The organism is Ferdinandcohnia sp. FSL W7-1320 (assembly GCF_038050315.1).
Taxonomy (GTDB): Bacteria; Bacillota; Bacilli; order Bacillales; family Bacillaceae_L; genus Ferdinandcohnia; species Ferdinandcohnia aciditolerans.
Genome location: NZ_JBBPAM010000001.1, coordinates 4606801 through 4620489 on the forward strand (window position 1 = coordinate 4606801; position 13689 = coordinate 4620489).

13 protein-coding genes are annotated in these 13689 nt (G+C 37.3%); 7 read left to right on the forward strand and 6 right to left on the reverse strand.

Going from position 1 to position 13689, the window contains the following annotated elements; genetic code table 11:
• Window positions 1–108 precede the first annotated feature (108 nt).
• Genes NST91_RS22400 through NST91_RS22410 form a run of 3 tightly spaced genes read left to right on the forward strand, consistent with a single transcriptional unit; the run spans window position 109 to window position 1310 of the window.
• Window positions 109–870 (forward strand): MBL fold metallo-hydrolase, encoded by a 762-nt coding sequence (locus tag NST91_RS22400; RefSeq protein ID WP_341332913.1) that lies wholly within the window; start codon window positions 109–111, stop codon window positions 868–870.
• Between the two features lie 33 nt (window positions 871–903).
• Entirely contained in the window at window positions 904–1113 is a 210-nt protein-coding gene (locus NST91_RS22405) for an ester cyclase (RefSeq protein WP_341332914.1), read from the forward strand.
• Window positions 1114–1145: 32 nt separating this feature from the next.
• The gene (locus NST91_RS22410) at window positions 1146–1310 is read left to right on the forward strand and encodes an ester cyclase (RefSeq protein ID WP_341333588.1); all 165 of its coding nucleotides are present in this window, start codon (window positions 1146–1148) and stop codon (window positions 1308–1310) included.
• A gap of 554 nt (window positions 1311–1864) precedes the next feature.
• Here the strand turns inward: NST91_RS22410 and NST91_RS22415 are convergent.
• From NST91_RS22415 to NST91_RS22435, 5 genes are all read right to left on the reverse strand, one after another.
• A complete protein-coding gene (locus NST91_RS22415; protein ID WP_341332915.1) occupies window positions 1865–2134 on the reverse strand; it encodes an SHOCT domain-containing protein in 270 nt (89 codons plus the stop codon).
• Entirely contained in the window at window positions 2125–2358 is a 234-nt protein-coding gene (locus tag NST91_RS22420) for a hypothetical protein (protein ID WP_503421004.1), read from the reverse strand. Before NST91_RS22420 ends, NST91_RS22415 begins: the two co-directional genes overlap by 10 nt.
• 134 nt (window positions 2359–2492) lie before the next feature.
• Entirely contained in the window at window positions 2493–4406 is a 1914-nt protein-coding gene (locus NST91_RS22425) for a TniQ family protein (protein WP_341332917.1), read from the reverse strand.
• 191 nt (window positions 4407–4597) lie between these two features.
• Window positions 4598–5791, reverse strand: coding sequence for a PDZ domain-containing protein (locus NST91_RS22430; protein WP_341332918.1), 1194 nt, complete (start codon window positions 5789–5791; stop codon window positions 4598–4600).
• A gap of 872 nt (window positions 5792–6663) precedes the next feature.
• The gene (locus NST91_RS22435) at window positions 6664–8106 is read right to left on the reverse strand and encodes a S41 family peptidase (RefSeq protein ID WP_341332919.1); all 1443 of its coding nucleotides are present in this window, start codon (window positions 8104–8106) and stop codon (window positions 6664–6666) included.
• A 376-nt stretch (window positions 8107–8482) separates the two neighbouring features.
• Between NST91_RS22435 and NST91_RS22440 the strand changes: the two genes are divergently transcribed.
• Complete coding sequence (locus NST91_RS22440) at window positions 8483–8911, forward strand: GNAT family N-acetyltransferase (RefSeq protein WP_341332920.1); 429 nt, start codon at window positions 8483–8485, stop codon at window positions 8909–8911.
• A gap of 182 nt (window positions 8912–9093) precedes the next feature.
• Here NST91_RS22440 and NST91_RS22445 read toward each other — a convergent pair whose 3' ends face one another.
• Complete coding sequence (locus tag NST91_RS22445) at window positions 9094–10716, reverse strand: catalase (RefSeq protein WP_341332921.1); 1623 nt, start codon at window positions 10714–10716, stop codon at window positions 9094–9096.
• 336 nt (window positions 10717–11052) lie between these two features.
• Here NST91_RS22445 and katA point away from each other — a divergent pair, with 336 nt between their 5' ends.
• The 3 genes from katA (at window position 11053) to NST91_RS22460 (ending at window position 13624) form a co-directional block, all read left to right on the forward strand.
• On the forward strand, window positions 11053–12513 hold the full coding sequence (gene katA, locus NST91_RS22450) for a catalase KatA (protein ID WP_341332922.1): 1461 nt from the start codon (window positions 11053–11055) through the stop codon (window positions 12511–12513).
• Between the two features lie 115 nt (window positions 12514–12628).
• The gene (locus NST91_RS22455) at window positions 12629–13090 is read left to right on the forward strand and encodes a Fur family transcriptional regulator (RefSeq protein WP_341332923.1); all 462 of its coding nucleotides are present in this window, start codon (window positions 12629–12631) and stop codon (window positions 13088–13090) included.
• Between the two features lie 204 nt (window positions 13091–13294).
• Window positions 13295–13624: a hypothetical protein gene (locus NST91_RS22460; protein WP_341332924.1), complete on the forward strand. Its 330-nt coding sequence runs from the start codon at window positions 13295–13297 to the stop codon at window positions 13622–13624.
• Window positions 13625–13689 lie beyond the last annotated feature (65 nt).

The window sequence follows — 13689 nt, forward strand, 5'->3', positions numbered from 1 at the left end:
AAAGTCAAACAACCAAAACACTTTATTTAATCCATGTATCGGTCATTAACCATAGTATAGAATATAAATTGTTCGAAGGAAATTATTATACAAAAGGAGATAATAAACATGAATATACATCAAATTCGTAATGCAACAATCGTTGTGGAATACGCAGGGAAAAAGTTTTTAATCGATCCAATGTTAGCGGAAAAAGGTACTTACCCACCTTTCCCAAATTCGCCAAGGCAAGATCAAAACAATCCTTTAGTAAGCTTACCAACATCCATTGACAATATTATAAAAGATATAGATGCAGTTATTGTTACTCATTTGCACTATGATCATTGGGATGATGCTGCTAAAGAAGCTTTACCAAAAGAGACCAAAATATTTGCCCAAAATGAAGAAGATGCGACAGAGATTCGAAACGCTGGTTTCCAAAATGTAGAGGTTTTACAAGACGATACAAAGTTCGAAGGTATCCAATTAGTGAAAACAAAAGGCGAGCATGGAAGAGGAGAAATCTTAAAACTTGCTGGTCTTGTATGTGGCGTTATATTTAAACACCCAACGGAGAAAACATTATATGTTGCAGGAGATACTGTATGGTATGAAGAAGTCCAAAAAGTAATTAAGACGAACAAACCAGAAGTAATTGTTGTAAATGCTGGGGATAATCAATTCTTCCAGGGTGGTTCTCTAGTCATGGGGAAAGATGATGTCTATGAAGTGTACAAAGCTGCTCCAGAAGCAAAAATCATTTGTGTTCACATGGAAGCTGTTAACCACTGGGGACTATCTAAAGAGGAACTGAAGAGCTTTACTAAAGAAAAAGAAATCGCATCTAATGTATTAGTACCAAATGACGGTGAATCATACACGTTTTAAATATATTGGACAGGTCATAAAGGAGAGATAGCAATGTCGGTTGAGGCAAATAAACAATTAGTTCGTCGTTTTTATGAAACCATCGAACAAGAAAATTATGAGGCACGTAAAGATTATTGCCATGAGAACTTTGTATTCTATCCACAACTGGATACACCTTTTCCTGGTTTAGAAGGACTTGTAGAATCAGAGAAAAAAAACTTTGATGCATTCCCTAGCTTTAAAATGCTATTCAATCCATAATAGCTGAAGGTGATCAAGTAGCAGCATATCTCATCTTTGAAGGAACTCACACAGGTATCCCGTTGTTGGGTGTTCCTGCTACTGGAAAAACCGTTAGATTCTCTCTTATGATGAAGTTACGAATTGAAGATGGTAAAATCATTGAGAAAAGATCACATGTTGATGTAAATGATGTTCTTCGACAGCTTAAAGATTAATTTTTTTATTAAATCAAATGTATCAGTATCAAATTGACCCTTTTTGGGTCTTTTTTAATTTTTTTCTCATCTAAGTTCCCCTAATGTTAAATCACCATATTCAGATCCGTTATTAAACTAAACTGCTTCTTTAGTTCAACAATGAAAGTGTTTTTACTTCATAATTTATTCGTAGTGCGTCGTAATTCTAAATCTCAGTATTTATAAGAATACTACCTTCGCACTATTTTAATTAACATTCATTGAAAATACATGTTTAATCGATTATTCTAAAATTATAAGTTCTTGGGCATTTGATTTCGGTCACTTAGTCCAGGGACTTCTTTATTTTCATATTTCTCATCAATGTCGCTTTTTCTTTCTGAAGAATCGCTCCTAATTAGTTGAATACTTTTTCATACAGATAAAGTTATCGCTCCCTTTTCCCCCCGTTCACACCGTACATGAAACTTTCACCTCATAAGGCGTTCCAACTAACCCAATTCGATTTAATCATCAACACTTTAAATATTTTAGTAACCTTATGTGTCTCAATTCTTCCGTTTCACGACACTTCAACTTAGTAACTTTTGTTTCTGACTATTAAATTCTTCATCTGAAAGGATACCTTCTTTGTGTAATTCTGATAACTTTTTTATTTCGTCTGCAATTGAACTAGATTGATTCTTGTTGATATAATCATGTTCTTTGTCTCTATTAATACTAATATCCTCTTGGTCTGCACGATTAATTAAATGGCTTATTAAATTATGCCAATGAGTTACGTTCTTGTTAGCATTTTTATAAACTAGATTGTCTTTTTTCACACTACCTTCTAATGACATAAAGTAATCCTATTAAATGATTTTTTCGTATCGTTTACAACAACTTGAAGTTGTATCTTTTTTACTTCATTTGTTGAAGTTTGACTGCCAGATAAACCACCAATTACTGCACCAACTCCACCTGCTACTATACCACCTAACATTGCACCTCCAATTTGACTACCTCTTGATGTCTTTGTAATTGTTGCACCATCTTCTAGTAATTCATTCTTCCAAATTCTAATGCCTTATTAATTTCTTGTTTCCTCCTAATCCTTCTCATTTAAAACATCCCTCTTTTCGAGTATTCAATATTCTCTTGGGAGTAGTAAGATTAACTTTTAAATTTGCAACTTGACTTTTTTAAACTTTTTTTCCGTTAATAACAGTTTACTGGGTTTTCCGATAACTCTTCTTCTATGATCTCCTTAATTCTTTCATCAATATCAATACATGGATTTTGATGTAATAAAGAAGTATTGATTATATCGCTTTTCCTATATATATACCCATTCCCTCCATTAATTGCTGGTCCGTGAATAGGCAAAACTCCGTGTTCCTGAAACATTTTTAAAACTTTTGTTACCGATGTCTTTAGTGAATTAACTAAATATGTCATAGGCAAATAGTTTAATAAAAAATTTTCAATAGCATTATAATCAACTGTCTTTTCCAGTTCCTGAATGTTTAACAATCCATTCTTTACCCAAGAAGCCACTTGCGGATTAGATACTTTTAACATATGGCATACTTCCCCTATATGTAAGTTAATCGTTCTTTCACTAAACTTTTTGAATCTCTTAACTTTTATAAATGAAACGGCATCTGTTAAATTGAAAAAATAGCTTTTAAATGGTTCTTTATCTTTAACCTTATAAATAATGATAGCGCTATTAATTAATGCATCAACTAACTCAATAAAAGTTATTCTTCCTGCTGCTGCCCTGTTATGAAAATTCGAGAAATTAATATATTTATCATTTTTACTTTCCTCTTCTGAAATCATTATAATTCTGTCACTTTCGATTTTTTCAATTAAATCATATCCAAATCTAATATCATAATAAGATTTTTTATCATTCCTTTTGCTGAACAATTCTATTCTTTCTATCCAACCTGCATTTTCAAATAGATTGATGTGTTTTCTTTGTAGACCAAGTAAATCTGATAATTCCTTTTTAAACACAATATATTTTTTTAGTTGTATAAAACGATTAACTGAGTCCGTTGTAATACTTCTAATCACAAACCCAGTATCTTTTACATCTCTATATTCTGTTAACACACCCTTCTCGATAAGGATATTAACTGCATGTTGGGACATATTTAGTATTTTTATGACATTAGTTAAAGAAATAAAGTTATGTGTAGATTTACTAAATTTTTTAAAAATTACAGGTCTCTTTTTTTGATCTTCTAAAGTTTTTCTGAATTCTTCTCTAAACTCGGTGAAATTTTCTTCATATAGTTTTGAATAAAAGTCTCGTTTAATGTTCTTAGTCGTTGTTGAATTATTAGAATCATATATATATTTTCTGAAATTATAGGGCCAGTTAATAAATAAATTATATACGGATGTAAGCTGTTCTAACAATTCATTCTGCTGAGTGTTTATTTGGTTTATTCCAATACCATTTCTACCTTGATTTATTCTAAACCAAAATGTGTTAATTAACTTAGTTAAAGAAAAATATTCTAGAGTATGTATTGGAGAATTGTCGTCTATATGGAATCGCTTTATATTGAAGTATGCATTATATAATATTTTGCTATGTAAAACCTTTCCCTCACTTAACGGTAATTGAGGGAGTTTGTTTAAAACGAATCCACATTTACATTTTTCTAAACTGCTTCTTATAGACGAAATCTTTTTATTACATTTTGGGCAGATGTTTATCAATAATAAAGAGTGTATAGGACAAGCCATATTTATCTTAAGATTCCAAAACTTTTTCACATATGAATTTTGTTGAAAACATAATGGACATATTTTATCGTACTCTGTATTTCCATGATCTTTAAAACTACTAATACTCTCATTATTACTAAAGCAGACAATATCATTAAAGAAAGTTAAATCCCATAAAACACTTTCTTCAATATCCAAAAAATTTGCTAAAGTATTCATATTTATCTTATTTGGGTTCGGCTTTGCTAATTGCCTTGGAACAATTCCTAAGTCACTTGTAATCCAAGATAAATTATCATACTTATTTTCTCTACATATCCTTAATAAAAAACTTGATAACGTTTCATCTTCTAATGGAACTTTCGTAATTAATAAATTAGACATACAACTAACATCCTTCCCTACAATCCTGGATAAAATTAATCAAAATTTTCAGTTAAATTAATACTAAAATAGAGAGATTATTAAAAATCTCTCCTTTTTAGTTCCGTAAGTTTTTGAAAAGTATTCCAGCGAATTTTGAACAAATTCCGGAAGATTATGAACAGATTCCGATTAATTATGAAAAATTACACTTACACCGCTTTATGCTTCCACCCTTTGCCCTCTTCAACAAAAAGGATTCCTAACTCGTGATGCTCGCCTTCGTAAAGGGCTCGTTGTACATACCTGACCTCACCGTTAATATCTAACACATCAACCTTACATAAGGCACGATTTTTTTGAAGAGCCATGTAAAATTCCTGAACGGTTTTTACGTGAATGCCGTTCACCTTTGAAATGGTCTCACCAATTTTAATCTGCATTTTGTCAGCTGGTGATTGTGGAATGATGCCTAAGACGAGTAGGCCATGATTTCGTTTTGAAAAGATGGATTGTCTCGCTTCATCGTTAAAATGGTGTTGCAGGTAGATGAGTTCCCGACCTGCCAGTGCAAAACAGGCGGCAATAATTGCCGTAACAGGATACCAAATGCTAGCAAGTGCTAACCCTGAAATTACGATACCAAGAATGATCACGCGTTTCCCGACAACGGGGATACTCTCGGTTGGGAGCATGCTTTTTACTTTATGAAAAAATCCAATTCCAAACGGCACTAAAATGAGCGAGTAAGCTTGTCCAGATACATTGAACACTGGCCACCATTCATATTGCGTGGTGAGTGCCTCACCTGGAATAAGTAAGAACACAGGTGCAAGCCATAGTCGTTGTGAAATATGGATACCGACCGGAAGCCCACGTTTACTTTTTAAAAGATCAGGTGACGTGCCAATATGACCTCTTTTCAGAATCAATATTCCTTCTGCTAGTATAAGGGCGCCAAGTAAGATTGCGATCGCCGCCAGACTTGTATTGCCCATGTCATCTAGTAATCTCGCAATGAATTTATTTTCAATTGATAGATTTGATAATAAAATAATTCCGAAAAACGATACCCCTAAAATATAGGCTGGAGATAGTAGCCGTGTATTGATCGGTAAACTGAGTAGGAAAGTGACAATTGCAATTAATACGATGCTACCAAGTGGAATGACGACCCCAGCTGCAAGTGTTACCACTGATATAAGCAGTCCCGCAAGCCAACCACCCGGAAGTAGTGATCTCAGGTCATAAAAGCCATCTTCAACTCTTATATGGAATGCGCGTCGCTCACGTTTAACGCGGAAATAGCCTAGAAGTACACAATATCCTGCAAAATAATAAAACATTGGAGTAAGAAAAAAGCGCCCAATCCCCTTTGCAAATTCGAGTAACCATGCTTCAATCATTCTTTTTCACCACCTATGGATATGACTTGATATGTAAAAATTTTCGTTCGATTTACTAACTTTTATTGTACCAAATACTTGATATAAAGTGAAACTCAATCAGTGAGGGATTTTCTTCCTCCCTCACTGATAGTTAGTTGGGTCCCGGAAGGCTTTTAACATGGATGAAAATAGGTTTTGTCCGATAAAAAATGGAGAATGTCCGCTATATTTGGAATTATGTCCGATATCCTGGCAACTGTGTCCGATAAAATCGAAATATTGTCCGATAACTAAAACCTATTTAAATAGTCTGCCTTCCGGGTGAACCGGAAGGCTTTTAATTTTACCGAAAATGGAGTTAGTCCGATAAAAAGTGGAGAATGTCCGATATATTCAGAGTTGTATCCGATATATTTGGATGAATGTCCGATATCCTGGCAACTGTGTCCGATAAAAACGAAATATTGTCCGATATCGAAAAAACTGATTAGATAGTCTGCCTTCCGGTGAACCAGAAGGGTTTTAATTTTGCCGAAAATAGGTTGTGTCCGATAAATAGTGGTCAATGTCCGACATATTCAGAGTTTTGTCCGATATCCTGGCAACTGTGTCCGATAACTAAAACCTATTTAAATAGCCTGCCTTCCGGGTGAACCAGAAGGGTTTTAATTTTGCCGAAAATAGGGGTATGTCCGATAAAAAGTGGAGAATGTCCGATATATTCAGAGTTGTGTCCAATATATTTGGATTTATGTCCGATATCCTGGCAACAATATCCGATAAAATCGAAATATTGTCCGATATAAGAGTTCACCTGCCTCTCGGATAAAGATCTGAATGCTACTAATGCAAAAAAACACCTCTCCGACTGGGAGAGGTGCACGTAAATCTTATTTAAAGAGTACTTCCATTGCTTTTTGGAGTTGTAGGTCGTTCTTTTTGTCTCGAATGGACTCGATGACTTTTGCTTCGATTGCGCCGGCTGTTTTTTCGTTAATTGTGCCGGTTGCTTCTATATTATTTGCTTGTTGGAAGGCTTTTACCGCAATGACGGTTTCTCCACTGAAGTAGCCGTCCTCACGCCCTGGGTCGAATCCTAATCCCTTCAGCATAATTTGTGCGTTTTTGATTTTTTCATTGTTCATGTTTTGCGTTAGCTCTTTTTCAAATTGAATTGGGTTCGCATAGAAGTATTCAGGTTGCTTTGCCTCGACTGTTGGCTCAATTCCTTTTTTGTGAATCCAGTTGCCATCTGGTGTTAACCATTTGAACATCGTTAACTTCAGGTTACTGCCGTCGCCCATGTCGCGCGCTTGCTGAACAGTTCCTTTTCCAAATGTTTTTTCACCGACGATGTCATAGCCACCTGCTTCTTTTAAGGCACCTGCTAAAATTTCAGATGCGGAAGCACTACCTTGGTTTGTGAGTACAACAATTGGGTATTCCTTTTGTTTTTCAAGAGTGGAGAAGAAGCGCTGTTTTTCACCATCTCTGTTTTCGATTTGAACATATGGCTTATCCTTTGTTACAAGTTGTTTTAGAATTTCTTCAACACTTTCTAAAAGTCCACCAGGATTGCCACGAACATCGATGACCAGACCCTCAATGCCCTTGTCTTCTAGCTCATTCAGACCAACAATGAAATCCTCTGCTGTTTCTTGAGCGAATGATGTGATTTCAATATATCCAAGCTTTTTATTATCATATTCCTTCAAATCTGTGTAGACTGTTTCAATTGGAATGGTATCACGGGTTACTTTTACATTCATAAGCTCGGTTACACCTGGTCTCATGACTTCTAGGGTAACAACTGTTCCTTTTTCACCGCGAATTTTTAATACGGCTTCATATAGATCAAGGCCTTCGATGCTTTCGCCATCAATTTTGATGATTTGATCATTTGGCTTAAGACCTGATTTTTCAGCAGGAGAATCCTTGAATGGAGCGACAATTGTAACCTTGCCTTCCATCATACTTACCTCTGCGCCAATTCCTTCAAACGATGATTCTAATGACTCATTGAACTGGGCAGCTGTTTCTTCATCCATATATGCAGAATACGGGTCATCAAGTGTGCTGACCATCCCCTGAATGGCACCCTCAATTAATTGTTTTTCGTCCACCTTTTCAACATAATTAGATAAAATCATGTTGTATGCTTGACCGATTTTAGATAGATCGTTTTTGTTTTCCTTTGTATTTTCATTGTTTTGGCTTGGTTGCTGAACGAGTGGTTGTTCGTTGTTATCAAGCAACTGAACCACTAAAAACGTGACACTCGCTCCTAATAGTAAGGATAGTACCATGTATAATGCGACAACTTTACGACTCACCTATTTGTTCCTCCTCCGTTACGAATACAAATGCATACCGTTAATTTTTGTAGCTTTTACGTTCTTATTCATCCCTTACCCATGATTAATAGTCGAAAAGTCTTGTTTGATCATTTTGCCTGGACCTTTTTGACTATCCAGTGAGAGTTGCAGGAAAAGGCACCACACCTGCGTTAGTGCGATGCCTTTGTATAAAAATATGTAATGCTTGTACACTTTATGACAAAAATGAGGCCACGCCTCAACGTGTAATAGGTAAAAATTTTTGTTCCTTTTCCATTATAAAAGTTTTATTAGAATGAAGTAAAGAAAAATGTAGTCAGTTAAGGGCTAGTGCAGTAAGATAGAAGAAATCTTTTTTCTAGGAGTGGTTTTGGTGGCATATGAAATTCGCGAACTAAAGACGGCTGAGGAATGGAAAGTAGCGTTTCCTGTTATGAAGCAATTACGGACACATCTGGACCTCGAGGAGTTCGTTGCATTGGTGACGGGCATGAAGCCACAAGGGTATAGAATGTTTGCTTTATTTGATAACGGTAAGGTTGCGGCGGTTACTGGGGTCGCGCAACAGCTCAATCTTTATTACGGAAATCACATGTATGTCTATGATTTGGTGACAGATGAGGCCGGGCGGTCAAAAGGCTATGGTGAAACACTACTTTCTTATATTCATGAGCTTGGTCGTGAATTGGGCTGCGGGTTGGTTGCATTGACGTCTGGACTGCAGCGTGTGGATGCGCATCGTTTTTATGAGGAGAAGATGGGATATGAGCGAAAGAGTTATGCGTTTGTGAAGCAATTATAGAGTAGGACGGTCTCATTAAAAAGTTTTTTTCGCTATCGTCCATAAAAATTTTTTATTGGCCATATTTTCATATTATTAGCTATATTTATGAACTATCAGCCGTATTTCATTATTAGTAGCCATAAGTTGTATTCTCCGGAAATTTCAAAGCATCGATCCCCTTAAGGACCGATGCTTTTATGTTAATATCTGTCTGATTCTTGTCCCATATTTTTAGATTTCTCCACTGCATCTTTTGCAGCAGCTGAACTTGTATCAGTTGTGTCCATTGCTTTTGCGAGACCTTCTCTTACACGTCTGCCATAGTCCTCGTCTGCATTGGTGAAGTACTCCAGCATTTTATTTTGGATTTCTGGTCGACAAACTTTTAAGTTATCAACCAAATTACTGATGAGTTCATCCCTCTCTGCGTCCGAAAAGGCACGATACGTCTCACCTGCTTGTCCAAAGTCATTTGGGCGGTCAATTTTTTCACGAACCAACTTATCATTATAATGAGGCTCATGGATCTTACCCTCCTGCTTCGCTTCCTTCAGACCGCCAATCGTGGACGGTTCATAATTGACGTGCGGATTACCGCTTGGTGGTACATCCACATGGTAAGACATTTGGCCGCCACGCTGGTTGGTTGCAACCCGTTTTTTCGGAGCATTAATTGGCAGTTGCAGATAGTTCGTTCCGACTCGATGTCGCTGCGTATCTGAGTAAGAGAATGTTCTCCCCTGTAGCATTTTATCATCTGAAAAATCAAGTCCATCCACCAGTACCCCTGTACCGAACGCAGCTTGCTCAACCTCGTTAAAATAATTCTCAGGATTCTTGTTTAATACCATTTTTCCAACCTTTAAAAACGGGAACTTATCGGTTGGCCAAAGTTTTGTATCATCGAGCGGATCAAAATCGAGCTCCGGATGGTAATCGTCAGTCATAATCTGCACACAAAGCTCCCACTCCGGATAATCTCCACGCTCGATTGCTTCATATAAATCCTGAGTAGCATGGCTTACATTTGTCGCTTGGATTTCATTTGCTTCTTTTTGTGTTAAGTTTTTAATACCTTGCTTCAGCGGCTCCCAGTGATACTTCACTAATACTGCCTCGCCATCCTGATTTACCCATTTGTATGTATTCACTCCAGAACCTTGCATTTGGCGGTAGTTTGCCGGAATTCCCCATGGTGAAAACAGGAAGGTTATCATATGTGTGGCTTCAGGTGTCTTTGATAAAAAATCAAACATTCTTTCAGGGTTTGATAGATTTGAGACTGGGTCTGGCTTAAAAGCATGAATCATATCAGGAAACTTCATCGCATCCCGGATAAAAAAGATTTTTAAATTGTTCCCTACTAAATCCCAGTTCCCATCCTCCGTATAAAATTTGACTGCAAAACCACGCGGGTCTCTTGCCGTTTCTGGAGACTCCATCGCCCCTGCGACGGTTGAGAATCGCACAAAAACTGGAGTCTTTTTTCCTGCTTCTTGGAACAATTTCGCACGAGTGTACTTAGAAACCGGTTCGTCGCCAACTTTTCCATATGCCTCAAAATATCCATGTGCACCTGCACCCCTTGCATGAACTACACGTTCCGGAACGCGCTCTCGGTCAAAATGAGACATTTTTTCAAGAAAATCGTAGTTCTCTAGTGTTGATGGGCCGCGGTTGCCGACTGTTCGGATATTTTGATTATCTGTAACTGGATGTCCCTGCCTGTTCGTTAATGAATCAGCCGACTCACCAGTTCCAAGTCGGTTATCATGAGGTCCGCCTACCCCTTCCACACTTCCATGCTGCTTTTTATCGTCCATGTTGCACTTCCTCTCTTAAACGAAAATTCATTGTCATTATTTCCCTTACAGCATTTTCTATGTATAGTTAGCCATTTTTTCACTCCAATTCTCAAGTATGGACTAAATATGACGTTTAAATGAAAATCAACAGAGTAAAGATGTATTAAGAATAATTTACAATACTTGTTAATCTTATGTAAGCAGAGAGTATCAGAGCTTACACATTACCAAATTCCAATACTAAATCTATGAGGTCTTTTAACCCACTTTATAATTATTATAAAAAGATATTGATTTTTTATTTATAGGTGTTATTATAATATATGTATTCAAAATTAATACGAGGTGATCAAGTTGACATACAATAAACTCACTACAAGTTGGGGCGCTCCAGTAGGAGACAACCAAAACTCAATCACAGCTGGTTCTAGGGGACCGGTACTCATCCAGGACGTACACCTCCTTGAAAAATTAGCACATTTCAATAGAGAACGTGTTCCTGAACGTGTTGTCCATGCAAAAGGTAGCGGTGCACACGGTTATTTCGAAGTAACAAATGATGTATCCAACTATACAAAAGCAAAACTATTCAACGGAATTGGCAAAAAAACACCTCTATTCATTCGTTTTTCAACGGTTGCTGGGGAAAATGGTTCTGCTGATACTGTTCGTGACCCACGTGGTTTTGCGGTAAAATTTTATACTGAAGAAGGCAACTACGACATCGTTGGAAACAATACACCGATTTTCTTTATCCGTGATGCGATTAAGTTCCCTGACTTCATTCATACACAAAAGCGTCATCCACAAACACATTTGAAGAATCCTACAGCAGTATGGGATTTCTGGTCTCATTCTCCTGAATCTTTACACCAAGTTACGTGGTTAATGGGGGACCGCGGAATTCCAGCGACATGGCGTCACATGCATGGTTATGGAAGCCATACGTTCAAATGGACAAACGCTGAAGGTGAAGGAGTTTGGATTAAGTATCACTTCCGTACTGAACAAGGCGTTAAGTCCCTAACAAATGAAGTAGCTACTAAGCTTGCTGGGGAAAATCCAGATTATCATACAGAGGATCTGTTCAACTCAATCGAAAAAGGTGACTACCCTGCTTGGAAGCTTTATGTACAAATCATGCCGTTGGAGGATGCGAATACATACCGCTTCGATCCATTCGATGTAACAAAAGTATGGTCACAAAAAGACTATCCATTAATCAAAGTGGGTCGCATGGTATTAAACCGCAACCCTGAGAACTATTTTGCAGAAGTTGAACAAGCCACATTCTCACCTGGAACGTTGGTACCTGGTGTTGATGTATCACCTGACAAAATGCTTCAAGGTCGTCTATTTGCATACCATGATGCACATCGTTACCGTGTCGGTGCAAACCACCAAGCCTTACCAATCAACCGTGCAAAAGTTGATGTGAATAACTATCAACGTGATGGTCAAATGCGCTTTGATAACAATGGTGGTCGTTCCGTATATTACGAGCCTAATAGCTTTAGCGGTCCAAAAGAAGCACCAGAAGCAAAGCAGCATGCATTCGCTGTTGAAGGTATTGCCGAAAGTGTAGCTTATGATCATAACGATCATTACACACAAGCTGGTGACCTATACCGCCTAATGAGTGAAGAAGAACGTACTCGTCTTGTTGACACAATTGTGGCAGCAATGAAGCCCGTTGAATTAGAAGAAATCAAACTTCGTCAAATTAGCCACTTCTACAAGGCAGACCCTGAATACGGAACACGTATCGCAGAAGGCCTTGGATTAGCGGTTCCTGGTGAAGTAGTAGCGAAGTAGTAGCGAAGTAGTAGCGAAGTAATAAGCATAGAACATTTCATTTTATTCTCACATAAAATAGGTATCCACAGCCGGATACCTATTCTTATAAATATGAACAAAGAGGTTGTTAAACGTGGAAGACAAACAAATGGCTGAACTAATCCCTTTTTTAAAAGAACGCGGGTTACGCATTACACCTCAACGAACGTTAATACTACAGACCTTCCTTTCCTTAAAAGGCCATCCGACTGTGGAAGAGATACATCGGCAATTACCACAAATTAGCCTTGCCACTATCTACAACAATGTCAAACTATTTGTATCGTTACGGATTTTAAAAGAACTGCCCTATGGGAACGGGTTAAGTAAATATGAACTCGCGAACCAACCGAATCACTATCATATTTTATGTGAATCATGTGGTGAAATAATTGATTTTAATTACCCAACTCTAAGCCAAATCGAGCATGTAGCTCACAAGCTTACTCAATTTAATATTTACTCTCACCAGATGGAAGTGTACGGACTTTGTAAATCATGTCAAAACCAAGAAGGTGACTTTTTAAATGCCAAAAACAATTTGTCCAATATGTAAAACGGAAATCAAAATCCTCAAACACAGTACAAGCTGCGCGTGTGGAATGAAATTAAAGAAAAACAAAAACCGTTATGTAAGTTAAGCTCGACTATGTGGTCGAGCTTTTTTAGTTTGCAAATAACAGGTGGATTACATTCCTCTAAAAGGTCGTAACGAAACATCGATTGGGTGAATAACCTAATAGTGCAAAGGAGGGATCATATGAACTACAATCCATACGGCATGCAAATGCCACAAGGGCATAATATTCAAGACACTTGTCATCGACTACGGAATTACTATGTCATCGGACAAATGAGAGATGGTTCTCAAATGCAAGGAATCATCGAGGACATGGATGATGAAGGCGTAACAATGTTAGTACCTGAAGATGTGGAAGATACTGAGATGGATCGTCAATTCGGAGGATATGGTGGTTTTGGGGGCTATGGCGGTTATGGACGCAGACGTTTCCGTCGCTTCCGCCGTCGTCGTTTTCCATATAACTTTTTCGTATTCCCATTCTTCTTCCCTTTTCCATTCTATTATTAAAGTTAAGCACGAAAAAGCGCACCTTAGCAGATGCGCTTTTTTAGTTCGTGTTCAAAAAGAAGGAT